Annotated in this window: 19 protein-coding genes, 2 tRNA genes, 4 other RNA genes and 1 pseudogene; 12 read left to right on the top strand and 14 right to left on the bottom strand. The window is 54.5% G+C overall.

Translation table 11 applies throughout. The features are described 5' to 3' along the window. Nucleotides 1-7: 7 nt before the first annotated feature. From oppC to CWM61_RS03080, 5 genes are all read right to left on the bottom strand, one after another. Entirely contained in the window at nucleotides 8-916 is a 909-nt protein-coding gene (oppC, locus tag CWM61_RS03060; protein WP_061154210.1) for an oligopeptide ABC transporter permease OppC, read from the bottom strand. Nucleotides 917-930: 14 nt separating this feature from the next. Continuing rightward, nucleotides 931-1851 (bottom strand): oligopeptide ABC transporter permease OppB, encoded by a 921-nt coding sequence (gene oppB, locus CWM61_RS03065; RefSeq protein WP_061154209.1) that lies wholly within the window; start codon nucleotides 1849-1851, stop codon nucleotides 931-933. Between the two features lie 85 nt (nucleotides 1852-1936). Beyond that, complete coding sequence (oppA, locus tag CWM61_RS03070) at nucleotides 1937-3571, bottom strand: oligopeptide ABC transporter substrate-binding protein OppA (protein WP_074385536.1); 1635 nt, start codon at nucleotides 3569-3571, stop codon at nucleotides 1937-1939. A gap of 747 nt (nucleotides 3572-4318) precedes the next feature. After that, nucleotides 4319-4966, bottom strand: coding sequence for a YchE family NAAT transporter (locus tag CWM61_RS03075; RefSeq protein WP_008804412.1), 648 nt, complete (start codon nucleotides 4964-4966; stop codon nucleotides 4319-4321). A gap of 183 nt (nucleotides 4967-5149) precedes the next feature. Continuing rightward, complete coding sequence (locus CWM61_RS03080) at nucleotides 5150-5365, bottom strand: hypothetical protein (RefSeq protein ID WP_071839070.1); 216 nt, start codon at nucleotides 5363-5365, stop codon at nucleotides 5150-5152. Between the two features lie 77 nt (nucleotides 5366-5442). Here CWM61_RS03080 and adhE point away from each other — a divergent pair, with 77 nt between their 5' ends. After that, on the top strand, nucleotides 5443-8118 hold the full coding sequence (adhE, locus tag CWM61_RS03085) for a bifunctional acetaldehyde-CoA/alcohol dehydrogenase (RefSeq protein ID WP_074385535.1): 2676 nt from the start codon (nucleotides 5443-5445) through the stop codon (nucleotides 8116-8118). Nucleotides 8119-8255: 137 nt separating this feature from the next. Here the strand turns inward: adhE and tdk are convergent, their stop codons facing one another. After that, complete coding sequence (tdk, locus tag CWM61_RS03090) at nucleotides 8256-8873, bottom strand: thymidine kinase (protein WP_061156354.1); 618 nt, start codon at nucleotides 8871-8873, stop codon at nucleotides 8256-8258. Between the two features lie 7 nt (nucleotides 8874-8880). Between tdk and CWM61_RS29005 the strand changes: the two genes are divergently transcribed. Together CWM61_RS29005 and hns are read left to right on the top strand one after the other, a co-directional pair. Next, complete coding sequence (locus CWM61_RS29005; RefSeq protein ID WP_165784107.1) at nucleotides 8881-9012, top strand: hypothetical protein; 132 nt, start codon at nucleotides 8881-8883, stop codon at nucleotides 9010-9012. A 421-nt stretch (nucleotides 9013-9433) separates the two neighbouring features. After that, nucleotides 9434-9841: a histone-like nucleoid-structuring protein H-NS gene (hns, locus tag CWM61_RS03095; protein ID WP_002910103.1), complete on the top strand. Its 408-nt coding sequence runs from the start codon at nucleotides 9434-9436 to the stop codon at nucleotides 9839-9841. 123 nt (nucleotides 9842-9964) lie between these two features. Here the strand turns inward: hns and galU are convergent, their stop codons facing one another. The 3 genes from galU to rssA all read right to left on the bottom strand — a co-directional run bounded on the left by galU (nucleotide 9965) and on the right by rssA (nucleotide 13070). Then, nucleotides 9965-10867 (bottom strand): UTP--glucose-1-phosphate uridylyltransferase GalU, encoded by a 903-nt coding sequence (galU, locus tag CWM61_RS03100; RefSeq protein ID WP_061154205.1) that lies wholly within the window; start codon nucleotides 10865-10867, stop codon nucleotides 9965-9967. A gap of 197 nt (nucleotides 10868-11064) precedes the next feature. After that, nucleotides 11065-12078, bottom strand: coding sequence for a two-component system response regulator RssB (rssB, locus tag CWM61_RS03105; protein ID WP_061154204.1), 1014 nt, complete (start codon nucleotides 12076-12078; stop codon nucleotides 11065-11067). An 89-nt stretch (nucleotides 12079-12167) separates the two neighbouring features. Then, on the bottom strand, nucleotides 12168-13070 hold the full coding sequence (gene rssA, locus CWM61_RS03110; protein ID WP_100630685.1) for a patatin-like phospholipase RssA: 903 nt from the start codon (nucleotides 13068-13070) through the stop codon (nucleotides 12168-12170). A 112-nt stretch (nucleotides 13071-13182) separates the two neighbouring features. On the opposite strand from rssA, the gene CWM61_RS03115 reads away from it, so the two are divergent. The 8 genes from CWM61_RS03115 to CWM61_RS03150 all read left to right on the top strand — a co-directional run bounded on the left by CWM61_RS03115 (nucleotide 13183) and on the right by CWM61_RS03150 (nucleotide 15623). Further along, complete coding sequence (locus CWM61_RS03115) at nucleotides 13183-13641, top strand: YchJ family protein (protein ID WP_061154202.1); 459 nt, start codon at nucleotides 13183-13185, stop codon at nucleotides 13639-13641. Between the two features lie 42 nt (nucleotides 13642-13683). Further along, nucleotides 13684-14526 carry a formyltetrahydrofolate deformylase gene (gene purU, locus CWM61_RS03120; RefSeq protein WP_074385533.1) on the top strand — a complete coding sequence of 281 codons (843 nt, stop codon included), beginning with the start codon at nucleotides 13684-13686 and terminating at the stop codon, nucleotides 14524-14526. 159 nt (nucleotides 14527-14685) lie between these two features. Next, nucleotides 14686-14770, top strand: a tRNA-Tyr gene (locus tag CWM61_RS03125). Between the two features lie 43 nt (nucleotides 14771-14813). After that, a non-coding RNA gene (locus tag CWM61_RS03130) (RtT sRNA) lies at nucleotides 14814-14946 on the top strand. Between the two features lie 43 nt (nucleotides 14947-14989). Continuing rightward, a non-coding RNA gene (locus CWM61_RS03135) (RtT sRNA) lies at nucleotides 14990-15122 on the top strand. A gap of 39 nt (nucleotides 15123-15161) precedes the next feature. Next, nucleotides 15162-15246, top strand: a tRNA-Tyr gene (locus CWM61_RS03140). A gap of 43 nt (nucleotides 15247-15289) precedes the next feature. Next, nucleotides 15290-15422: non-coding RNA, RtT sRNA (locus CWM61_RS03145), on the top strand. A 69-nt stretch (nucleotides 15423-15491) separates the two neighbouring features. Then, a non-coding RNA gene (locus tag CWM61_RS03150) (RtT sRNA) lies at nucleotides 15492-15623 on the top strand. A 183-nt stretch (nucleotides 15624-15806) separates the two neighbouring features. Here the strand turns inward: CWM61_RS03150 and CWM61_RS03155 are convergent. Beyond that, nucleotides 15807-16250: an Lrp/AsnC family transcriptional regulator gene (locus CWM61_RS03155; RefSeq protein ID WP_100630686.1), complete on the bottom strand. Its 444-nt coding sequence runs from the start codon at nucleotides 16248-16250 to the stop codon at nucleotides 15807-15809. A gap of 107 nt (nucleotides 16251-16357) precedes the next feature. Here CWM61_RS03155 and CWM61_RS03160 point away from each other — a divergent pair. After that, nucleotides 16358-17253: pseudogene (locus tag CWM61_RS03160) on the top strand (DMT family transporter). On the opposite strand, the gene narI reads toward CWM61_RS03160, so the two are convergent. The 4 genes from narI to CWM61_RS03180 are packed head-to-tail and all read right to left on the bottom strand — an operon-like array spanning nucleotide 17250 to nucleotide 23909. Beyond that, nucleotides 17250-17927, bottom strand: a complete 678-nt coding sequence (narI, locus tag CWM61_RS03165) for a respiratory nitrate reductase subunit gamma (protein ID WP_002910189.1) — start codon at nucleotides 17925-17927, stop codon at nucleotides 17250-17252. The pseudogene CWM61_RS03160 and the gene narI overlap by 4 nt on opposite strands. Then, complete coding sequence (narJ, locus tag CWM61_RS03170; protein WP_008804404.1) at nucleotides 17927-18637, bottom strand: nitrate reductase molybdenum cofactor assembly chaperone; 711 nt, start codon at nucleotides 18635-18637, stop codon at nucleotides 17927-17929. Before narJ ends, narI begins: the two co-directional genes overlap by 1 nt. After that, nucleotides 18634-20169: a nitrate reductase subunit beta gene (gene narH / locus CWM61_RS03175; protein ID WP_061154198.1), complete on the bottom strand. Its 1536-nt coding sequence runs from the start codon at nucleotides 20167-20169 to the stop codon at nucleotides 18634-18636. The genes narJ and narH overlap by 4 nt, the downstream gene beginning before the upstream one ends. Further along, nucleotides 20166-23909, bottom strand: coding sequence for a nitrate reductase subunit alpha (locus CWM61_RS03180; RefSeq protein ID WP_074385529.1), 3744 nt, complete (start codon nucleotides 23907-23909; stop codon nucleotides 20166-20168). The genes narH and CWM61_RS03180 overlap by 4 nt, the downstream gene beginning before the upstream one ends. Nucleotides 23910-24278 lie beyond the last annotated feature (369 nt).

A 24278-nucleotide genomic window follows, 5' to 3' on the forward strand; every position in this document is an offset into this window, starting at 1 on the left:
GCGCTCCTTAGCGGTCTTTCGGGTCGAGGGCATCACGCAGACCATCGCCGATAAAGTTGAAACAGAACAGGGTCACCACCAGGAAACCCGCCGGGAACAGCAGCAGCCAGGGCGAGACCTCCATTGAGTTGGCGCCATCACTGAGCAATGCTCCCCAGCTGCTGAGCGGCTCCTGGGTTCCCAGCCCGAGGAAGCTGAGGAAGGATTCGAAGAGGATCATGCTGGGGACCAGCAGCGAGGCGTACACTACCACCACCCCCAGTACGTTGGGGACGATATGGCGCAGCACGATGCTAGCCGTGGAGACCCCACCGACCTGCGCGGCTTCGATAAACTCTTTGCGCTTCAGGCTCAAGGTCTGTCCGCGAACGATACGGGCCATATCCAGCCAGGAAACCATGCCGATGGCGACGAAGATTAACAGGATATTCTGACCAAAAAAGGTGACCAGCAGGATAACGAAGAACATAAACGGGAAGGAGTTGAGGATCTCCAGCAGACGCATCATCACCGAATCCACTTTGCCGCCGAGATAACCGGAAAGCGAACCGTACAGCGTGCCGAGGATCACCGCCACCAGCGCCGCCGCCACCCCGACCATCAGCGAAATACGCCCGCCGATCGCCACACGCACCAGCAGGTCGCGCCCGGAGGAGTCGGTCCCGAAGTAGTGGCCTGAAGCCATATCCGGTGCGTTGGACATCATGCCCCAGTCGGTATCGAAGTAGGAGAACGACGACACCATCGGCGCAAGGGTGACAAACAGCGCAATAAGCACCAGCATGATCAGGCTGGTCACCGCGGCGCGGTTATGCATAAAGCGGCGACGCGCATCCTGCCAGAGGCTACGCCCCTCCACTTCCAGCTTCTCACTGAAGTTTTCCAGCGCCTCGCTATTTTTCTTACTTAACATCATGGCGAACTCCGGCTTCAGTAGCGAATCTTCGGATCGATAACGGCGTACAGCACGTCAACGATGGCGTTGAACAGGATAGTCAGGGCGCCAACGAGGATCGTCAGGCTCAGCACCAGCGAGTAGTCGCGGTTAAGCGCCCCGTTAACGAACAGCTGGCCGATCCCCGGCAGGCCGTAAATGGTTTCAATGACCATTGAGCCGGTGATGATGCCCACGAAAGCTGGCCCCATATAGGAGAGCACCGGCAGCAGCGCCGGCTTCAGCGCATGGCGCAAAATAATGCGGCGCATCGGCAGCCCTTTTGCCCGCGCGGTGCGGATAAAGTTAGAGTGCAGCACTTCAATCATCGAGCCGCGGGTAATACGCGCGATGCTGGCAATATAGGCCAGAGAAAGCGCCACCATCGGCAGGATCATAAACTTCAGCGCCCCGCCGTTCCAGCCGCCGCCCGGCAGCCAGTGCAGGGTAATGGCAAAGATCATCACCAGCAGCGGCGCGACCACAAAGCTCGGAATAACCACGCCGGTCATGGCTACCCCCATCACCGCGTAGTCCCATCGGGTGTTTTGCTTCAGAGCGGCTATCACCCCGGCGGCGACGCCGATCACCACCGCGAGTAAAAAGGCGGCGAAGCCCAGTTTCGCAGAAACCGGGAAGCTGGCAGCCACCAGATCGTTGACCGAATAATCTTTGTATTTAAACGAGGGACCAAAATCGCCATGCGCCAGCTGCTTCAGATAATTGAAGTACTGCGTCATGATAGGGTCGTTTAAATGGTATTTTGCTTCAATATTCGCCATGACTTCCGGCGGCAGGGTGCGCTCCCCGGTAAAAGGACTTCCCGGAGCCAGACGCATCATGAAGAATGAGATGGTAATAAGAATAAATAGTGTCGGAATCGCTTCCAGACAGCGACGAAAGATAAATTTTAACATTGCCCGTACCTTCTGGCGTGTGCCTTTGCACTGCTCTCAAATAAGACACGATGGAGCGAGCACAGGCCCGCCCCACGTATTGCCATTAATGTTTGATAACGTAGAGATCTTTGGTATAGACGTTATCCATCGGGTCTTTACCGGTATAGCCCCCAACCCACGGTTTCACCAGGCGGGCGTTGACGTAGTAATAGACCGGTACGATCGCGCTGTCTTTGTCCAGCTGCTGTTCCGCTTTCGCATAGGCTGCCGTACGCTGCGCTTCATCAGACGCTTTTACGGATTCAGCCATAATCTTGTCGAACGCCGGGCTCTTATAGTGCGCAGTGTTCATTGAGCTGTCAGAGAGCATGGTGTTCAGGAAGGAAGTTGGCTCGTTATAGTCGGCGCACCAGCCCGCGCGTGCAACATCATAGGTGCCCTGGTGACGGGTATCGAGGAACGTTTTCCACTCCTGGTTAACCAGCTTCACGTCAATGCCCAGGTTTTTACGCCACAGCGAGGCGGCGGCAATCGCCAGCTTCTTGTGCAAATCGGAGGTGTTATACAGCAGGTTAAAGGTTAACGGTTTATCCGCGGTGTAACCGGCTTCGGCCAGCAGTTTCTTCGCTTCTTCGTTACGTTTTTCCTGCGACCAGGTGAACCATTCCGGCTCGCTCAGCTTCGCGCCATCGGTGTAAGGCGGTGTGTAGCCGTAGGCCGGCAGATCGCCCTGTCCTTTCACCTTGTTAGCAATAATGTCGCGATCCAGACCCAGCTTCAGCGCGGTACGGACACGTACGTCGGTAAACGGCGCTTTCTGGTTGTTAATTTCGTAATAATAGGTACACAGATACGGGTCAACATGCAGCTCGTTCGGGATCTCTTTTTTCAGCTTCTGGAAGAGTTCGATCGGCAGTTGGTTATAAGTCATGTCCAGTTCACCGCTGCGATAGCGGTTAACATAGGTCACTTCAGAAGAGGTCGGCAGCCAGGTGACGGTGTTAATGACGGTTTTAGCATTATCCCAGTAGTGCGGGTTGCGCTCCATCACGATACGTTCGTTGACCACCCAGTCTTTCAGCGTGTAGGCACCGTTGGTGACGATATTGCCAGGCTGCGTCCACTTCTCGCCAAATTTTTCAATGGCCGGTTTGTAGACAGGAGACATCGCCGGGTTAACCAGCAGCTTATAAAAATAAGGGACTGGCTCGCTGAGGGTGACTTCCAGCGTGTGGTCGTCAATGGCTTTTACGCCCAGTTCGCTCGGGGCTTTCTTGCCGTCAATGATTTCGTCGACGTTAAGGATATGACCATATTGCGGATAGCTGGCATAAGGAGACGCTGTTTTCGGGTCCACCAGACGCTGCCAGCTGTATACGAAGTCCTGGGCGGTAACCGGCTCGCCGTTAGACCATTTCGCATCTTTACGCAGATGGAAGGTCCAGACTTTAAAATCTTTATTATCCCAGCTCTCTGCTACGCCTGGGATCGGGTGTCCATCTTTCGGCGAAGTATTCAGCAACCCTTCGAAGAGGTCGCGGCTAATATTGGCCTCGGGTACCCCTTCAATTTTATTCGGGTCCAGCGATTGCGGCTCAGCGCCGCTATTTCGTACCAGCGTTTGCTTATCCGACAGCTGCACACCGGCCGGGACATCCGCTGCCATAGCCATATTGCCGGCAATGAGTGCGGATAGCACTCCCGCGGCGATCAAACGTTTTTTAGTGATGATGGTCATTGTGTTGTAACTCCAGTCATTATAATTACTGGTTTTTTAACCAGCCTGTTTTTTTTCCCGTTTAAGGGGATCTGTCCAACGCAGGAGCGTTTGCGATTGGCAGATTGCTATCACCGACTTATTTATTACGACCGCTCGAACGGCAGCCTTAACGTCGATTCTTTGCCCCCTCGCTGGAGGGCAGTTCCGGCGCAGTGAGATTATTAATAATGATTCTCATTTACGCATATAATTCAGCAGACGATAACGGCGGAAATTACCAAAAGGTAAACACCTCCGCCAATGCAATTTGCAAATATGTTACCGGATTCTCTTTTATCGCCGATATTGCCCGCGATGCTCAAGATCTTCGCGGACTACCGACAAAAAAATATCATTGTTAATCATAGTGATATGATTTTTTAATCGCGTTGAGAATCGAGCATCGGCTAAAAGGTGCTTTTTTGTACAAAAATTTAACAACAGGTTACTTTTTAGCACATTCATCTACTGCCTTGTTAAAATTACTAATATCATTTCGATGATCCGACAGCAAGTGCCAGAGAATGATGTGAAGAAAATAACATCGCAGGCAGGAAGAGCGTGAGGGGAAAACAATGAACAAAAACAGATATCTTAATGAAAAATATGGATTTAAAGATATTATCGCAAAACGTTATCTCAACGGCCGATCTCGCGCTGGTTAATAGGTTTTGCTAATAATCGCGCAAGCGCGAAGTGAAGCCTCCACGCTTGCATGGTGTTCCACTAATTAAGCAGTCCGGGGAACAGCGCTTTAATACCGGTTACGATAAATTCGATCCCCAGGGCCATCAGCAACAAGCCCATGATACGGGTGATGACGTTGATTCCCGTCTGCCCCAGCAGACGAACCAGCCACGGCGCCATTCGGAAAATGCCCCAGCAGCAGAGAGCGAATACCGCTATCGCCAGTGAGAACCCGACCAGGTGCACCCAGGAATGATATCGGGTACCCCAGACGATGGTTGAACTGATTGCCCCCGGTCCGGCCATTAAAGGGAGCGCGAGAGGCACGACGCCGATGCTCTCCCGGACCGCCGTCTCCGACTTCTCCTGCTTGTTCTGCTTATCTTCGCCGAGCTTGCCGCTGATCATCGACATCGCAATGGTCACCACCAGGATGCCGCCGGCAATGCGGAAGGAATCAATCGAGATGCCAAAAATCTGCAGAATGCCATCGCCGAGAAACAACGACGTCAGGAGGATGATCGCTACCGACAGGTTTGCGGTCAGGTTGGTCTTGTTGCGTACCGCTGCCGGTTGGTAGCTGGTCATACTGATGAACACCGGAATGATGCCAACCGGGTTGACCAGGGCAAATAAGCCAATGAAAAACTTGAAATAGGTAGCAAAATCGAACAGTGGTTGAGTCACAATGGGCTCCGCAGCATCATCAAAATTGGCGGTTGACTATTAACAGCATAAAATAACTGCGCGAAACATACGCTTTTTGCATGCAATATTCATTATAAATATGCATAACCCGGTGATATGTATCGAATGTTAGTTATTTGTAGTTTTAATGCTAATCGTTTTTTTAATTTCAAAACCCTTCCATTACACTTGATCGAACCGGTTAAAAAGCAGCCAGCTGAAAGGTATCAGCCACGCCAATACTTGATCTAAATCACGTATTTTGTACTCAGAAGTGAGTAATCTTGATGACACCAACAGAGTGGAAGGCAGCAGTACCTGAAAGTTAAAGAGATAAAGCTTTTTTAGTAAATCGGTAAAACAGTGTCCTGATTTTTCTACATAAACATTTACATGCAAGCTGTTAACAGCCTGTCTATAATGTCGAATCGAGCGACTGATTTACTAAAAAAGTTTAACATTATCAGGAGAGCATTATGGCTGTTACTAATATCGCTGAACTGAACGCGCTTGTTGAGCGTGTCAAGAAAGCCCAGCGTGAATATGCCAGTTTCACTCAAGAACAAGTCGACAAAATCTTCCGCGCCGCCGCTCTGGCCGCTGCAGATGCTCGAATCCCTCTCGCCAAAATGGCCGTTGCCGAATCCGGCATGGGTATCGTTGAAGACAAAGTAATCAAAAACCACTTCGCTTCCGAATACATTTACAACGCATATAAAGACGAAAAAACCTGTGGCGTCCTGTCAGAAGACGACACCTTTGGTACCATCACTATCGCTGAACCTATCGGCATCATCTGCGGTATCGTACCGACCACGAACCCGACTTCAACAGCCATCTTCAAATCGCTCATCAGCCTGAAGACACGTAACGCCATCATTTTCTCCCCGCATCCGCGTGCTAAAGAAGCCACCAACAAAGCAGCTGACATCGTACTGCAGGCTGCCATCGCGGCTGGCGCGCCGAAAGACCTGATCGGCTGGATCGATCAGCCGTCCGTAGAACTGTCTAACGCGCTGATGCATCACCCGGACATCAACCTGATCCTTGCGACCGGTGGTCCAGGCATGGTGAAAGCGGCGTACAGCTCCGGTAAACCAGCTATCGGCGTTGGTGCCGGTAACACCCCGGTGGTCATTGATGAAACGGCTGATATCAAACGCGCTGTTGCTTCCGTGCTGATGTCTAAAACCTTCGATAACGGCGTTATCTGTGCTTCTGAGCAGTCCGTTGTTGTCGTTGATTCAGTGTATGACGCAGTTCGCGAACGTTTCGCCAGCCACGGCGGCTACCTGCTGCAGGGTAAAGAGCTGAAAGCGGTTCAGGACATCATCCTGAAAAATGGCGCGCTGAACGCCGCTATCGTTGGTCAGCCAGCGGCAAAAATCGCTGAACTGGCAGGCTTCACCGTTCCGGCTACGACTAAGATCCTGATTGGCGAAGTCACCAACGTTGACGAAAGCGAACCGTTTGCTCACGAAAAACTGTCTCCGACACTGGCGATGTATCGTGCAAAAGATTTCGAAGACGCAGTGATCAAAGCGGAAAAACTGGTCGCCATGGGCGGTATCGGTCATACCTCTTGCCTGTACACCGACCAGGACAACCAGCCGGCTCGCGTGGCTTACTTCGGCCAGATGATGAAAACCGCACGTATCCTGATCAACACCCCAGCTTCTCAGGGTGGTATCGGTGACCTGTACAACTTCAAACTCGCGCCTTCCCTGACTCTGGGTTGTGGTTCCTGGGGTGGTAACTCCATCTCTGAAAACGTTGGTCCGAAACACCTGATCAACAAGAAAACCGTTGCTAAGCGAGCTGAAAACATGTTGTGGCACAAACTTCCGAAATCTATCTACTTCCGTCGTGGCTCCCTGCCAATCGCACTGGATGAAGTGATTACTGATGGTCACAAACGCGCGCTGATCGTGACTGACCGCTTCCTGTTCAACAACGGCTATGCCGATCAGATCACTTCCGTACTGAAAGCAGCGGGTGTTGAAACCGAAGTCTTCTTCGAAGTTGAAGCTGACCCGACCCTGACCATCGTACGTAAAGGTGCCGATCTGGCGAACTCCTTCAAACCAGACGTCATCATCGCGCTGGGCGGCGGTTCCCCGATGGATGCGGCGAAAATCATGTGGGTCATGTACGAGCACCCGGAAACCCACTTCGAAGAACTGGCGCTGCGCTTTATGGATATCCGTAAACGTATCTACAAGTTCCCGAAAATGGGCGTCAAAGCCAAGATGGTGGCGATCACCACCACTTCCGGTACCGGTTCTGAAGTCACTCCGTTCGCCGTGGTGACCGATGACGCGACTGGTCAGAAATATCCGCTGGCAGACTACGCGCTGACCCCAGATATGGCCATCGTCGATGCCAACCTGGTGATGGATATGCCGAAATCGCTGTGTGCGTTCGGTGGTCTGGATGCGGTGACTCACGCCCTGGAAGCTTACGTTTCCGTGCTGGCTTCTGAGTTCTCTGACGGCCAGGCTCTGCAGGCACTGAAACTGCTGAAAGAGTACCTGCCGGCTTCCTACCACGAAGGTTCCAAGAACCCGGTTGCCCGTGAGCGCGTACACAGTGCTGCGACTATCGCCGGTATCGCGTTTGCGAACGCCTTCCTCGGGGTGTGTCACTCCATGGCGCACAAACTGGGCTCCCAGTTCCATATTCCGCACGGTCTGGCCAACGCCCTGCTGATCTGCAACGTTATCCGCTACAACGCGAATGACAACCCGACCAAGCAGACCGCGTTCAGCCAGTACGACCGTCCGCAGGCTCGTCGTCGCTACGCTGAAATCGCCGATCACCTGGGTCTCTCCGCACCGGGCGACCGCACCGCAGCGAAAATCGAGAAACTGCTGGCATGGCTGGAAAGCATCAAAGCTGAGCTGGGTATTCCGAAATCTATCCGCGAAGCTGGCGTTCAGGAAGCTGACTTCCTGGCCAACGTTGATAAGCTGTCTGAAGATGCATTCGATGACCAGTGCACCGGCGCTAACCCACGCTACCCGCTGATCTCCGAGCTGAAACAGATTCTGCTGGATACCTACTACGGCCGCGAATTCGTCGAAGGCGAAACTGCTGCGAAAACCGAAGCTGCTCCAGTGAAAGCTGAGAAAAAAGCGAAGAAATCCGCTTAATCAACAGCCGTAAACGCTCTGCAAGCCCCGTCAGATGACGGGGCTTTTTTTATGCCTGCCTGTAGCCATTCCTGAGCACAAGGCTTCCTGGATATAAAAAAGGCGCCCACAGGCGCCTGTACGAGCTTCTGAGCGGCTCAGCAGGAGTGACGCTGGTTTTGTACCTGGGTTAAAGAACCCACGCTCAGCGCCTCTTTATAATGCTTACGACAGACGGAGACATACCGCTCATTGCCACCGATGACGACCTGCTCGCCTTCATTATAAGGTCGCCCCTCTTGATCGAGACGTAGCACCATGCTGGCCTTACGCCCGCAGAAGCAGATGGTTTTCAGCTCCACCAGCTTATCGGACCACGCCAGTAAATACTGGCTTCCGGTAAAGAGCTCGCCGCGAAAATCCGTCCGCAGTCCATAGCAAAGCACCGGAATATCCAGTGTATCGACAACTTCGGACAGCTCATGAACCTGTTCGCGCGTCAGAAACTGGCTTTCGTCCACCAGCACGCAGTGAATCGGCTTGAGCTTGTGCTCTGCCGCAATATCGTTAAAGAGTGACGTCTGCGGATTATACAACCGGGCCGGCGAGGAGAGACCGATACGCGAGCTGACTTTTCCAGCGCCAAAGCGGTCATCTATCTCAGCGGTATAAACGACGGTACGCATCCCCCGCTCCTGGTAATTGTACGAAGATTGCAACAGAGCGGTCGACTTACCTGCATTCATTGCAGAGTAGTAGAAATAAAGTTGTGCCATCGGCTGCGTGACCCCAATCAAAGTGTTTTATCGCGGCGGCGATTGTACCATATTTTATGCGTACAGCCGCCCTTTCAGCAGGGGTATTGTCGCGGCGCTGAAGGGCCTGGAAACAGAAAGGGTTAAGATGATGAATTGAATTTACAGGGCCATTATTTGTACGCCCCGTTACGCTATCAGCGCGGTAACCATTGTCTTTTCGTGCTTATAGGGCCAGTACCCATGGGCTATAAGCGGTCTTGCGCATTGTTTTATATTAAGCCGCGTAACCAAAAATGCGCTAATACTGACGAGGGTTATTTACCCATGTAAAGGATAATTTTTCTCACCGAACCTCAGAAAAAGCATACGGTCTCAGTGTTTTAGCCAGCCTTCCGCTCATGGCTATAAGGAGGAAAGATGTGAAGCAGCACGAGAATTTTAACTTAAATTAATTAATTCCCGCGACAAATAACCAGTAATTTTGAATTCCTTACATTCTCCCCTATTGCACAACGCATTTTATCGCTCTATTATTAGTTCAACAAACCACCCCACAATATAAGTTTGAGATTACTACAATGAGCGAAGCACTTAAAATTTTGAACAACATCCGTACTCTTCGTGCGCAGGCAAGAGAATGCACCCTTGAAACGCTCGAAGAAATGCTGGAAAAATTAGAAGTCGTTGTTAACGAGCGCCGTGAAGAAGAAAACGCCGCCGCGGCAGAAATTGAAGAACGTACGCGTAAGCTGCAGCAATACCGTGAAATGCTGATTGCTGACGGTATTGACCCGAATGAACTGCTGAGCACCATGGCTGCCGTTAAAGCCGGTACCAAAACTAAGCGTGCTGCACGTCCGGCTAAATATAGCTATGTAGACGAAAACGGCGAAACCAAAACCTGGACTGGCCAGGGCCGTACTCCTGCGGTGATCAAAAAAGCAATGGACGAACAAGGTAAATCACTGGACGATTTCCTGATCTAATCTCCGTTGTCGCAATATTAAAAATCCCGCTCCGGCGGGATTTTTTTTGCCCTCAGGCTCGACAAACAAAAACCGGGAGTCGCTGACGCGCTCCCGGTTTCAGGCTTTCAATAGCACTGCGGATTACTTCGTCACCGCGGTTTCCAGCCAGGCTTTAAAATCTTCACCAAGCGTCTTGTGACGAATGCCATATTCGACAAATGCCTGCATGTAGCCGAGCTTATTGCCGCAGTCATGGCTCTTGCCTTTCATATGATAAGCTTCAACCGTCTCTTTCTCGATCAGCATATCAATTGCGTCAGTCAGCTGAATTTCATCACCGGCGCCCGGAGGGGTCTTCGCCAGCAGCGGCCAAATATCTGCACTGAGGACATAGCGCCCTACTACCGCCAGGTTAGACGGCGCAACGTCAGCTTTTGGCTTCTCGACCACGCCCACCATCGGCACGCTTTCGCCCGGCTTCAGGGATTCACCTTTACAATCGACCACGCCATACGCGGTCACATCCGCGACAGGCTCAACCATGATCTGGCTGGCGCCGGTCTCATCAAAGCGAGAGATCATCTCCGCGAGGTTATCGCGGCTCAGATCGGACTCAAACTCATCCAGAATAACGTCTGGCAGAATAACCGCCACCGGCTCATCACCCACTACCGGATGAGCACAAAGTACCGCGTGGCCAAGGCCTTTCGCCAGGCCCTGGCGAACCTGCATAATTGTCACGTGCGGCGGGCAAATAGACTGCACTTCTTCCAGAAGCTGGCGTTTTACACGTTTTTCCAGCATCGCTTCCAGCTCAAAACTGGTATCGAAATGGTTTTCGATAGAGTTTTTCGACGAGTGCGTTACCAGAACAATTTCAGTAATTCCTGCAGCGATACATTCATTAACAACGTACTGAATTAACGGCTTATCTACCAGCGGCAGCATTTCTTTTGGAATCGCTTTGGTGGCAGGCAGCATCCTGGTGCCTAATCCCGCTACCGGGATAACCGCTTTTCTGACTTTAGAATTAAGGGCAGCCATTGAAATCTCCTGGACTGTTTGTTTTTTAAACTTCTCGTTACAAATAACGTGTCGAGTATATCAGCCAACCGCGTATTCACTGGTCTGAAAAGGTTCCGATAGCCTCGAATTAGGACTTTTACGCATAAAGCTGCTCGATGGTACCACCAGTAAAGGGCTACAGGTAATGCCGTCTGCTTAGATATAAACGCAATTGCTCATTCCGCAGACAACATTAAGCGTAAACGCCCTCCGGCCCCCCAAATTTGGCACTGCCATGAGGCGCAGCGCTGGCTAATTTGATTAAGATAGGCATCACCCAGCGTCCCTAAAGGAACGCCATTACTTATCTGAATTTGATGCTCACCGGTATTCAACGTGCCATTGAGGCCTGCTGACACCAGAATTAAATTTTTCAAACCGCTGTGGTAATAACCCACCAGCAAAGGGAACTGACCGGGAAGATTCGCCTGACGCAGCAACTGATTGACCTGTTTTAACAAACTCCCCATTTCAGGTAGCCGTTGCCCCTGATGCGCCAGTTGCTCCTGCAGCAGACTATTGAACAACGCGCGCAGTAATAATGCCGCCAGCACGCCATTATCCCCTGCTCGTGTGACATCCAGACAATAGAAAGCCAAATCATTTTCCGAGAGCGGCGCAATATCGAGCACCAGACCCGGTTTATCTGCCGACACCAGCTGTCGATAATGAATGCGGCAATGCGACATTTCCTGTTGCACTGGAGGTTGCAGCTCCTGCAGCAGCCTCGACGCGGCGGTCGGATTACTGACCAGCGCGTCCCAGTCCTCAAATAAACGCTCTTCCTCTTCCACACGTGAACTAAACATCGCGGGATACAGGCAAGCATAAACGGTTTCACGCAGGCGATCGAAATCTTTCACCGGTTTTAACAGCACATCCTGGACGCCCAGCCGTAACGCTTTGGCAATATCCGCCATGTTTTCGGTGGCGGAAATCATCAGAATCGGCAGCTGCTCGCCGCGGTTACGCAGCGTCTCGACCAGTTCCAGACCGTTCATTCTCGGCATTGAGATGTCGCAAATCATCAGGTCTGGACGCACCTCGGTCATTTTATGCAGGGCATCCATGCCATCTTCCGCCAGCCAGGTTGTTGCTCCCAGCGAGGTCAGCCATCCATGCAAGAGTGAGCGGAAAACGGGTTCGTCTTCAACTATCAGAATCTGTTTCCCCGCCAATGGCTGCGTCATGATATCTCCCCTGGCTGACGATAATTCAATAGTGGCACGCTATTCTCACTATCGCCTGTCAGATTTTACTTAAGTCAGGTACTTGTACGTCAAACCGCTGTACGCACTAAGGGTAATAGTTCATCCATTTTCTTTTCCACGGCCAAATGGCCCGCGGCAATCGCCTCTCCTGCGCGATGGAAGTCGAGCGTCGACACTTGCGGACAGTATGGCTGCAGCAGGATATCCGGCGGGTCACCCGCCATGCGGTTGCGTTTAAGACGGTTCTCCAGAACCTGGATAGACGTGGTCATGATCTCCATCGCCGTCGGCGTCACGGCCGTACGACGGGAGCTCATTTGCGTCAACCGCGCGCGCAGACGAGTATGCCATGGGCCCTCCTTCTCTTCGGCTTCCGGCCGCGGCGTTTCGAGGGAGAATAAATCTTGCTGCATGAGATGGGCATCATGTTGCAGGTCAACGGCAATCACGATGTCGGCCCCCATTGCCCGCGTCAGCGACACGGGAACCGGGTTGACCACTGCGCCATCGACCAGCCAGTAACCATTATGCCTTACCGGCGCCATCAATCCTGGCATACTGCAGGAGGCTCGAACGGCTAAGTGCAGATCGCCTTCAGTAAACCACAGTTCCCGGCCGGTGCTTAAATTGGTCGCGACGGCAGCAAACCGACGTTCGCAGCGTTCGATATCGGCCACCGGCATGATGCGACGGTAATGATTAAATACCTTTTCACCGCGCAGCAGACCCCCACGTCGCCAGGAGAGGTCCATCAGCTTCAGGACATCCCAGTTGCTGAATGAGCAGATCCATGACTCGAGCGCCGGGAGCCGGTTGCAGGCATACGCCGCCCCTACCAGCGAACCGATAGAGCACCCCGCGACGATATCAATCTCGATACCAGCCTGACGGAGGGCATTGATGACGCCAATGTGCGACCATCCTCGGGCAGCTCCCGCCCCTAACGCCAGACCAATTTTAAGCTTTCTCATTATTACTGATAACTATCCTTCCACTCTGAGCGTGGCAACATTGTCACGGCTCAGTTAACATAAACACCTTTGGCGTTGAAGCGCCGTAACTCTTTCTTCCATGGAGGCAGTCTTGTCGCAATTATGCCCCTGTGGCAGCGCACTGGAGTATAGCTCATGTTGCCAGCGATATCTGTGCGGCGCAGAGCTTGCGCCAGGCCCGTCACAGCTTATGCGCTCCCGCTATAGCGCGTTCGTCATGAAAGACGCCGACTATCTGATTAAAACCTGGCATCCGTCATGTCAGGCACAGGCGTTTCGCGCCGAACTGGAGAAGGGGTTTAGCCAGACCGAATGGCTTGGCTTAACCCTGTTCGCCAGTGATGAAGGGCGAGCACCACATGAAGGCTTTGTCAGCTTTGTCGCCCGCTTTAATGACAATAACCGTCCGGGCGCCATTATTGAACGTTCCAGATTCTTAAAAGAAAATGGACAGTGGTACTATATCGACGGGACACGACCGCTGATTGGTCGTAATGACCCCTGCCCTTGCGGCTCAGGTAAAAAATTTAAAAAATGCTGCGGCCAGTAACGCTGCCGTAGCGCTTGTAAACACTACAGGATTTTCCTCGCGATGCATTCATTACAACGTAAAGTACTACGCACTATTTGCCCTGATCAGAAAGGCCTCATCGCGCGTATCACCAATATCTGCTACAAGCATGAACTCAACATTGTGCAGAACAATGAATTTGTTGACCACCGTACCGGTCGTTTCTTTATGCGCACCGAACTGGAAGGCATTTTTAACGACGCTATTCTGCTGGCCGATCTCGACAGCGCCCTGCCTGAAGGCTCTATCCGCGAACTGAATCCGGCAGGCCGTCGCCGCGTGGTCATTCTGGTGACGAAAGAGGCGCACTGCCTCGGCGACCTGCTGATGAAAGCCAACTACGGCGGACTGGATGTCGACATCGCCGCGATTATCGGCAACCATGACACGTTGCGCCCGCTGGTAGAGCGCTTTGGTATTCCGTTTGAGCTGGTCAGCCACGAAGGGTTAAGCCGCGAAGAACACGACAAGCAGATGGGAGATGCCATTGCAGCACATGAGCCGGATTACGTAGTACTGGCCAAATATATGCGCGTCCTCACCCCGGAGTTTGTCGCCCGCTTCCCGAACAAGATCATCAATATTCACCATTCGTTTTTACCGGCGTTTATCGGTGCCCGTCCCTATCATCAGGCCTATGAGCGTGGCGTGAAGATCATTGGCGCCACCGCCCACTACGTGAATGACAATCTGGATGAAGGCCCAATCATCATGCAGGACGTGATTCACGTCGATCACACCTATACCGCAGAAGATATGATGCGCGCCGGGCGCGATGTCGAGAAAAACGTCTTGAGCCGGGCGCTGTATCAGGTACTGGCGCAGCGCGTCTTCGTTTACGGTAACCGGACGATTATTCTTTAATCGACTGAGAAATGAATTGGTTAGCTTTACGGCGTTACGCGTAAAAATCAGGCAACCAGTTTATTTTTGTCAAACGAATGCTTTACAGGGGCGCATCATTTGGTATGATGCGCCCCGCTTCCCGAGAAGGAAGCAGGCCAGTACCAAGCATTACCCCGTGGTGGGGTTCCCGAGCGGCCAAAGGGAGCAGACTGTAAATCTGCCGTCATCGACTTCGAAGGTTCGAATCCTTCCCCCACCACCATTATTCACTACAGTGATATGGTTTCCCCGACAAGCGTAAACGATGTTTGCACTTAGCGGGAAGGGTAAGAACCTTCGACTAAGGTTCGACTCGAGCGCCAGCGAGAGAACGTTGCCGCAGGCAACGGCCCGAAGGGCGAGGAGCGATAGCGACGAGTTATCCTTCCCCCACCACCATCTCTTCATGTATTACCCAGCTTACTCCGCCTGCGATACTCTATATTCTGCCCTACGGGGAAGGATGAGAAGCTTCGACTAAGGTTCGACTCGAGCGCCAGCGAGAGAACGTTGCCACAGGCAACGGCCCGAAGGGCGAGGAGCGATAGCGACGAGTTATCCTTCCCCCACCACCATTCATTTTGCTGAATAGCCTACAATGTGATTTTACCCCTGGTGGGGTTCCCGAGCGGCCAAAGGGAGCAGACTGTAAATCTGCCGTCATCGACTTCGAAGGTTCGAATCCTTCCCCCACCACCATCTCCCCATGTCATGCCCAGCTTAATCAACCTACGATATTTTATATTCTGCCCTACGGGGAAGGATGAGAAGCTTCGACCAAGGTTCGACTCGAGCGCCAGCGAGAGAACGTTGCCGCAGGCAACGGCCCGAAGGGCGAGGAGCGATAGCGACGAGTTATCCTTCCCCCACTACTGTTGCACTCTCTTCAGCCACCTGTGCTGCTATCTCCTCGCTCGCGCTTCGCTTAGCGAGGCTACACGCTATATTCTACCCTACGGGGAAGGATGAGAAGCTTCGACTAAGGTTCGACTCGAGCGTAGCGAGAGAACGTTGCCGCAGGCAACGGCCCGAAGGGCGAGGCGCTTTAGCGCCGAGTTATCCTTCCCCCACTACTGTTGCACTCTCTTCAGCCACCTATGCTGCTATCTCCTCGCTCGCGCTTCGCTTAGCGAGGCTACACGCTATATTCTGCCCTACGGGTTGTACTGCTACCTCCTCGCTCGCGCTTCGCTTAGCGAGGCTACAGGTGGTGCCGTTTGGTAGCCCGGACAGGTGCGCAGCACCGTCTCCGGGAAAACTCACAGCGGTGGCAACCGCCGTTTTACCGGCGAGCTTTTCACCACCGAGGTGTTACACTGCGCATACTCGGCCAGACCGTCCAGCAGGGTATCCAGCTGGACAATATCGCGCACCACGAGGCGCATCACGAAACAATCTTCCCCGGTCACTTTGTCACTTTCAATGCATTCCGGCATCGCCTGTATATATTTATCCACCTTCTGCAGCAGCCCAGGCAGCGGCCGGACCCGCACCAGCGCCTGCAGGCTGTAGCCCAGCGCGGCGAGATTCACCCGCGCCCCATAGCCCTGAATGACGCCCCGCTCCTCCAGGCGCTTCACCCGCTCGGCCGTGCTCGGCGAGGTCAGCCCCACTCGCGCGCTTAATACCTTTAACGAGACTCTGCCATCCTGAGTCAGGCAAGTGAGGATCGCCCGGTCAATTTCATCAAGTACGTCATTCATGTTTTTCACCTAATTATAAAAGGCATTCGCCTCTTTCTACCTTAATTCAGCCATATCACCCTGTCAGGGTTTTTCGCACAATAACTGAAAAATGGTGGAGGTGAAAAATGCAACTTACCCGCGGCGTCTGGCAAATGAGCCTGGCAATGATAATCTCCGGCTCGATCGGCGCGTTCGTGCTGCTCTCTGGTTTGCCGGTGATGGATGTGGTGTTCTGGCGCTGCCTGATTGGCGCGCTAACCTTGCTGGTGTTTATCGTGTTAAGCGGCCAGCCCTTCAGCCGGCTAACGCGTTTCACTCTCGCTCTGGCGGTGATTGGCGGCGCGGCGCTGGTCGTCAACTGGCTGCTGCTGTTTGCCGCCTATTCGCGGATCTCAATCGGTATGGCCACCGTGGTCTATAACACCCAGCCGTTTATGCTGGTACTGATGGGGATGGTGCTGGGGGAACGGGTCAGCGCCGTGAAATGGGGATGGCTACTGCTGGCCTTTGGCGGCGTAGTGATCCTGTTGTCAAGCGAGCTGACGTCCGCGCATGGAGAGGGGCTCACTACCGGCGTTTTGCTGGCGCTGGGCGCGGCATTCTTCTATGCCCTGACCGCCATCATCGCGCGCAAACTGCATCCGCTCCCCGCACAGCATATCGCCTTCATTCAGGTTCTCGTTGGCGTCGTGATGCTGCTGCCGCTGGTGCATGCCCCCGAATGGACGGCCAGCTTCCCCTGGCGCTACCTGCTGATCCTCGGCATCGTCCATACCGGGATCATGTATCAGCTTTTATATAGCGCGATACAGAAACTGCCGACGCCCATTACCGGTTCGCTCTCCTTTATTTATCCGCTGGTGGCAATGGTGGTCGACTATCTGGTCTTCCACCATGCGTTGACCCCTGTGCAGTTGATTGGCGGGATGCTTATTCTGTTTGCCGCCGCAGGTAATAACCTCGGCTGGGGCGAAAAAAACCCCGCCGTGGCGGGGTCAGTGAGCAGTCGCGGGCCAGTTAGCGACGGGCGCGGACAATCTGGTATTTGCGCGTCAGATATTCGACCGGCGCGCTCCAGATATGAACCAGACGGGAGAACGGGAACAGCAGGAACAGCGTCATCCCCAGCACCAGGTGAACGCGGAAAATAAACGCCACGCCATCCAGATGCTGTGATGCACCGCCGTGGAACGTCACCACCGACTGCGCCCAGCCAACCAGCTTCATCATTTCACTGCCGTCCATATGCTGTGCTGAGAATGGGATCGTCAGCAGGCCGAGCGCACACTGCACCATCAGCAACGAAAGGATCAGAATATCCGCTCCGGTGGTGGTGGCGCGAACGCGCGGGCTGAGCAGGCGACGCTTGAGCAGCAGTAACCCGCCCACCAGGGTCATCACGCCGCAGGCGCCGCCGGCGATCATCGCCATCTTCTGCTTGACGTCGATCGGCAGAAAGGACTCATACATCCAGTGCGGGGTCAGCATACCGAGGAAGTGGCCGGCGAAAATACCCAGGATGCCGATATGGAACAGGTTCGATGCCAGGTTCATCCCCTTACGGTCCAGCATCTGGCTGGAGGCGGCGCGCCAGGTGTACTGGCCATAGTCATAGCGCAACCAGCTGCCGATCAGAAACACCGAGCCCGCAATGTACGGATAAATGTCAAAGAAGAACATATTCAGGAAGTGCATTATTGCTGTCCTCCGTTAGAGATATTCAGATATTGCGGGGCCACGGCTCCGGCAAAACGACGCTGGTGAGCGGAGATCTCCGACTCGCCGCAGCCCTGGTCGGCAAAGAATTTGACCTGTTCTTCTTCCCAGACTGCGTCCAGCGCCTGCGGCGTATCGTCGCGCGCCTCGTCGGCAATCTTCTCCGCCACCTTCTGACTGTCGACCTGGGTATTGGCCAGCTTCAGCAACAGCTCGAACAGCACCGCATAGCGACTTTCGCGCTGCTGCAAGCGTGCGCTGAGCAAGCCGAGGATCGGCGCAACGTCCCGCAGGCCGCCGAGCGCTTCCTCTTCCGGCAGTTGCGCCAGATACTCCAGATACAGCGGCAGGTGATCCGGCAGCTCATGGCTATCCAGCAGCAGACCGTGGCGCTCATACTGCGCCATCAGGTCCACCATCGCCTGCCCGCGGTCGCGGGATTCGCCGTGCACGTGTTCAAACAGCAGCAGCGAGGTAGCGCGGCCGCGGTCAAACAGTTCGCTATACGCCGACTGGGCGTCCAGCGGATCCTGAGCCACTAGATCGCGCAGGAAAACGCCCAGCGCGTGGGCATCCTCTTTGCTGAGTTTCTCTGATGACGCGAGCGCCTCGAACATCTCTTGCTGATGCTGCCATAAGGCAGCATCAGGGTATTCGAGCAGACGCGACATAATCACGAGTTCAATCATGCGTGCGGCTCCGTTTTGCTGGTGACGTCGATAGCGTCGATGCGACGGCTGTTGAACAGGTTGAACTGGCTATCAGAGCCGTGGCAACCATCGCCGAAGGTAAAGCCGCAGCCGCTCTTCTCCGGGAAGGCATCGCGAGCCTGTTCACGATGGCTGCTCGGCACCACGAAACGATCTTCATAGTTAGCGATGGCCAGATAGCGGTACATCTCCTGGGCCTGCGCTTCGCTCAGCCCCACCTCTTCCAGCGCACGGGTATCGACGACGCCGTCAACGGTTTCCGCACGCTTATAATGACGCATCGCCAGCATGCGTTTCAGGGCCAGCAGGACCGGCTGGGTATCGCCCGCGGTCAGCAGGTTCGCCAGATATTGCACCGGAATACGCAGGCTTTCCACGTCCGGCAGAATACCGTTGCTACCCAATTCGCCAGCGTCCGCAGCCGACTGAATTGGCGACAGCGGCGGCACGTACCAGACCATTGGCAGGGTGCGATATTCCGGGTGCAGCGGCAGGGCCAGCTTCCAGTCCATCGCCATTTTGTAGACCGGCGACTGCTGCGCGGCCTCAATAACGCCCTGCGGAACGCCATCTTTTAACGCCTGTTCAATCACTTTCGGATCGTTTGGATCGAGGAATACGTCCAGCTGGCGCTGATAAAGATCTTTCTCGTTCTCGGTGCTGGCGGCGTTTTCAATCGCGTCCGCGTCGTACAGCAGGACCCCGAGATAGCGGATACGGCCCACGCAGGTTTCGGAGCACACCGTCGGCATTCCGGATTCAATACGCGGGTAACAGAAGATGCATTTCTCGGACTTCCCGCTCTTCCAGTTGAAATAGATCTTCTTGTACGGGCAGCCGGTGATACACATCCGCCAGCCGCGGCACTTGTCCTGGTCGATCAGCACGATGCCGTCTTCTTCACGCTTATAGATGGCGCCACTCGGGCAGGTCGCGACGCAGGCCGGGTTCAGGCAGTGCTCGCACAAGCGCGGCAGATACATCATGAAGGTGTTTTCGAACTGACCGTACATCGCCTTCTGCATGTTGTCGAAGTTCTGATCTTTGGCGCGTTTTTCGAACTCGCCGCCGAGGATCTCTTCCCAGTTCGGACCGCTGGTGATCTTGTCCATCCGCTGGCCGGTAATCAGCGAGCGCGGGCGAGCGATCGGCTGATGTTTGCTTTCCGGCGCGTTATGCAGATTCTGGTAGTCATAATCAAACGGCTCGTAGTAATCATCGATCCCCGGCAGATGTGGGTTGGCGAAGATTTTACCCAGCAGCATCGCGCGGTTGCCCATGCGCGGCTGCAGTTTACCGTTGATTTTGCGGATCCAGCCGCCCTTCCATTTTTCCTGGTTTTCCCAGTCGTTCGGGAAGCCAACGCCAGGTTTGCTCTCCACGTTGTTGAACCAGGCGTATTCCATCCCTTCCCGGCTGGTCCAGACGTTTTTACAGGTCACCGAACAGGTATGGCAGCCGATGCACTTATCGAGATTCAGCACCATGCCGACTTGTGAACGAATTTTCATTTTACGCTCTCCTGTACCTGGTCGTTGCCTTCGCCGTCTAACCAGTTAATGTTCTTCATCTTACGTACCACTACAAACTCATCGCGGTTGGAGCCGACGGTACCGTAGTAGTTAAAGCCATAGGCCAGGTGGCCGTAGCCGCCGATCATGTGGGTCGGTTTTGGCGTAATACGGGTGACGGAGTTGTGGATCCCCCCGCGCTGACCGGTGATTTCAGAGCCCGGCAGGTTCACGATGCGTTCCTGGGCGTGATACATCATGGTCATCCCGGCCGGTACACGCTGGCTCACCACCGCGCGCGCCGTCAGGGCGCCGTTGGCGTTAAACACTTCGATCCAGTCGTTATCTTCGATACCCAGATCTTTCGCATCCGCTTCGCTCATCCAGACGATCGGCCCGCCGCGCGACAGAGTCAGCATCAGCAGGTTATCGCTGTAGGTCGAGTGGATACCCCATTTCTGGTGCGGGGTCAGGAAGTTCAGCGCCTTCTCCGGGTTGCCGTTGGACTTCTCGCCCATCACCGCTTTCACCGAACGGGTGTCGATCGGCGGACGATAGACCAGCAGGCTTTCGCCAAAGTCGCGCATCCACTGATGATCCTGATACAGCGACTGACGGCCGGACAGCGTACGCCACGGGATCAGCTCGTGAACGTTGGTGTAGCCGGCGTTATAGGAGACATGCTCGTCTTCCAGGCCAGACCAGGTCGGGCTGGAGATAATCTTCCGCGGCTGCGCCTGAATATCGCGGAAGCGGATCTTCTCATCTTCTTTGTTCAGCGCCAGGTGCGCGTGCTCGCGACCGGTGATCTCGCTCAGCGCTTTCCACGCCTTCACCGCCACCTGACCGTTGGTCTCCGGCGCCAGGGTGAGGATCATTTCCGCGGCGTCGATGGCCGTTTCCAGCTTCGGCTGGCCTTTCGCCGGGCCTTCGGCCTTGGTGTAGTTGAGCTTACGCAGCAGATCCATCTCGCTCTGGGTGTTCCAGGCGATGCCTTTCCCGCCGTTGCCGATGGTTTCCAGCAGCGGGCCGATCGAGGTGAAACGTTCGTAAGTCGCCGGGTAATCACGCTCAACCGGAATAATATGCGGCGCGGTTTTCCCTGGGATCAGGTCGCATTCGCCTTTTTTCCAGTCTTTCACGTCAAACGGCTGCGCCATTTCCGCGGCGGAATCGTGTTGAATCGGCAGCGTAACGACGTCGGTTTCTTTGCCGAGGTGGCCGACGCAGACTTCAGAGAATTTCTTCGCGATACCTTTATAGATATCCCAGTCGCTCTTTGATTCCCAGGCCGGGTCAACGGCGGCCGACAGCGGGTGAATAAACGGATGCATGTCCGAAGTATTCATGTCGTCTTTTTCGTACCAGGTGGCGGTCGGCAGCACGATGTCGGAATAGAGACAGGTGCTCGACAGACGGAAGTCGAGGGTCACCACCAGATCCAGTTTGCCGTCGAGGCCGTTATCCCGCCATTCGACTTCTTCCGGCTTCACGCCGCCCTGCTTGCCAAGGTCTTTGCCCTGAATGCCGTTCTCGGTACCCAGCAGGTACTTGAGCATATACTCATGGCCTTTACCGGAGGAGCCGAGCAGGTTGGAGCGCCAGATAAACAGGTTACGCGGGTGGTTTTTGCCGTTTTCCGGCTGCTCGGCCGCAAAGCGAATCGAGCCCTCTTGCAACGACTTCACGGTGTAATCGACCGGGGTCATGCCGGCTTTTTTCGCTTCATCAGCGATACGCAGCGGGTTCACCCCTAACTGCGGCGCAGACGGCAGCCAGCCCATGCGCTCTGCGCGCACGTTAAAGTCGATCAGGTGGCCGCTGTAACGGGATTTATCCGCCATCGGCGACAGCAGTTCCTGCGCAGTCACAGTTTCATAGCGCCACTGACTGGAGTGGTTATAGAAGTACGAAGTACTGTTCATGTGGCGTGCCGGACGCTGCCAGTCGAGGGCGAACGCCAGCGGCTGCCAGCCGGTCTGCGGACGCAGTTTTTCCTGGCCCACATAGTGCGCCCAACCGCCGCCGCTCTGACCGACGCAGCCGCAGAAGATCAGCATATTGATCAGGCCGCGGTAGTTCATGTCGAGGTGGAACCAGTGGTTGAGGCCCGCCCCGACAATAATCATCGAGCGACCATGGGTCTTATCAGCGTTATCGGCAAATTCGCGTGCAGTGCGGATGATATGCGCGCGGGAGACACCGGTGATCTTTTCCGCCCAGGCCGGGGTGTAGGCTTTCACTTCATCGTAGCCGGTGGCACAGTTATCATCGTTCAGACCGCGTTCCAGGCCGTAGTTCGCCATGGTCAGATCGTAAACGGTGGTCACCAGCGCGGTGGAACCATCGGCCAGTTGCAGGCGTTTTACCGGCAGTTTGTGCAGCAGAATGTTTTCGAGGTCGACTTTGTTGAAATGCTCAGAACCTTCGCCGCCGAAGTACGGGAAGCCGACGTTCGCGACCTCGTCATGGCTACCCAGCAGGCTCAGACGCAGCTCAATCTCTTCGCCAGTTTTACCGTCGCGCTGTTCGAGGTTCCATTTGCCTTTGTCGCCCCAGCGGAATCCGAGGGAACCGTTCGGTACGGTCATGTCGCCCTTCTCGTCAAAGGCAACGGTTTTCCATTCCGGATTGTTTTCCTGACCAAGGGAATCCACGAGGTCGGCCGCGCGCAGCGTGCGGCCGGCGGCGTAATAACCGTCGCGCTCCTCAAGCATCACCAGCATCGGCATGTCGGTATAGCGGCGCACATAATCGGTGAAGTACTGGCTCGGCTTATCGAGATGGAACTCGCGCAGCATCACATGGCCCATCGCCAGCGCCATCGCGGCATCGGTACCCTGCTTCGGCGCCAGCCACAGATCGCAGAGTTTGGCGATTTCGGCGTAGTCCGGAGTGATCGCCACGGTTTTGGTGCCTTTGTAGCGGACTTCGGTAAAGAAGTGGGCATCCGGGGTACGGGTCTGCGGCACGTTGGAGCCCCAGGCGATAATGTAGCTGGAGTTATACCAGTCCGCCGATTCGGGGACGTCGGTCTGTTCGCCCCAGGTCATCGGCGAAGCTGGCGGCAGGTCGCAGTACCAGTCGTAGAAGCTCAGGCAGGTGCCGCCGATCAGCGACAGATAACGGGCGCCGGAAGCGTAGGAGACCATCGACATCGCCGGGATCGGCGAGAAGCCGGCCACGCGGTCCGGACCGTAAGTTTTCACGGTATAGACGTTGGAGGCGGCAATCAGCTCATTCACTTCCTGCCAGGAGGAGCGGACAAACCCGCCGCGACCGCGAGCCTGTTTGAAGCTTTTGGCTTTGTCGGCGTCTTCAATAATCGAGGCCCATGCCTCAACCGGATCGCTATGCTGCACTTTCGCTTCCCGCCACATCTTCATCAGACGTTTACGCATCAGCGGATATTTCAGGCGGTTAGCGCTGTACAGATACCAGGAGTAGCTGGCGCCGCGCGGGCAGCCGCGTGGTTCGTGGTTTGGCAGATCCGGACGGGTGCGCGGGTAGTCAGTCTGCTGCGTTTCCCAGGTCACCAGACCGTTTTTCACATAAATCTTCCAGCTGCATGAGCCGGTGCAGTTGACACCGTGAGTGGAACGCACAATTTTGTCATGCTGCCAACGTTGACGGTATCCATCCTCCCAGTCCCGGTTGGTGTTTAGAAGCTGGCCGTGCCCATCGGCAAAGGTTTCACCCTTCTGTTTGAAGTAGCGAAACCGGTCCAGGAATTTACTCATCGGGTTTCTCCTGATATGGAGCCTGACGGCTCTCTGATAAATCGACATTGCTGGATTTGCAGCGAAGGTAACGCTATGAAAGAGGGCGAGAATTGATGGCGATCAATCCGGACTGGCTTGCTAAAGCGGAGGGAAACTGCAATTACCACCAAGGTGGTAGGAAACTCAATTTTTTAACTTAATGTTTTTTAATGTTTTTTAACGAAAAATGGGTCGCCTGGCTCGAGATTGTTCACCGGGGAGGTATTAAGGGGTAGAGCGGTGACGCTGGCAAGCCGTCCCTTCCCGGCTCAGTGGCCAAAACGAATAAAACCGCCCATTAGTATGTTGTAACTAATTAAGCCAGTAAAAAAAGGCGCCTCCTTTGGG

Source organism: Klebsiella sp. K-Nf6, assembly GCF_002806655.1.
In the GTDB taxonomy this organism is placed as follows: Bacteria; Pseudomonadota; Gammaproteobacteria; order Enterobacterales; family Enterobacteriaceae; genus Klebsiella; species Klebsiella variicola.

Bases quoted from the DNA above. Each gene is read 5' to 3' on its own strand.
- oppC (WP_061154210.1), bottom strand. From the start codon at position 916: ATGATGTTAAGTAAGAAAAATAGCGAGGCGCTGGAAAACTTCAGTGAG.
- oppB (WP_061154209.1), bottom strand. From the start codon at position 1,851: ATGTTAAAATTTATCTTTCGTCGCTGTCTGGAAGCGATTCCGACACTA.
- oppA (WP_074385536.1), bottom strand. From the start codon at position 3,571: ATGACCATCATCACTAAAAAACGTTTGATCGCCGCGGGAGTGCTATCC.
- adhE (WP_074385535.1), top strand. From the start codon at position 5,443: ATGGCTGTTACTAATATCGCTGAACTGAACGCGCTTGTTGAGCGTGTC.
- tdk (WP_061156354.1), bottom strand. From the start codon at position 8,873: ATGGCACAACTTTATTTCTACTACTCTGCAATGAATGCAGGTAAGTCG.
- hns (WP_002910103.1), top strand. From the start codon at position 9,434: ATGAGCGAAGCACTTAAAATTTTGAACAACATCCGTACTCTTCGTGCG.
- galU (WP_061154205.1), bottom strand. From the start codon at position 10,867: ATGGCTGCCCTTAATTCTAAAGTCAGAAAAGCGGTTATCCCGGTAGCG.
- rssB (WP_061154204.1), bottom strand. From the start codon at position 12,078: ATGACGCAGCCATTGGCGGGGAAACAGATTCTGATAGTTGAAGACGAA.
- rssA (WP_100630685.1), bottom strand. From the start codon at position 13,070: ATGAGAAAGCTTAAAATTGGTCTGGCGTTAGGGGCGGGAGCTGCCCGA.
- purU (WP_074385533.1), top strand. From the start codon at position 13,684: ATGCATTCATTACAACGTAAAGTACTACGCACTATTTGCCCTGATCAG.
- CWM61_RS03155 (WP_100630686.1), bottom strand. From the start codon at position 16,250: ATGAATGACGTACTTGATGAAATTGACCGGGCGATCCTCACTTGCCTG.
- narI (WP_002910189.1), bottom strand. From the start codon at position 17,927: ATGCACTTCCTGAATATGTTCTTCTTTGACATTTATCCGTACATTGCG.
- narJ (WP_008804404.1), bottom strand. From the start codon at position 18,637: ATGATTGAACTCGTGATTATGTCGCGTCTGCTCGAATACCCTGATGCT.
- narH (WP_061154198.1), bottom strand. From the start codon at position 20,169: ATGAAAATTCGTTCACAAGTCGGCATGGTGCTGAATCTCGATAAGTGC.
- CWM61_RS03180 (WP_074385529.1), bottom strand. From the start codon at position 23,909: ATGAGTAAATTCCTGGACCGGTTTCGCTACTTCAAACAGAAGGGTGAA.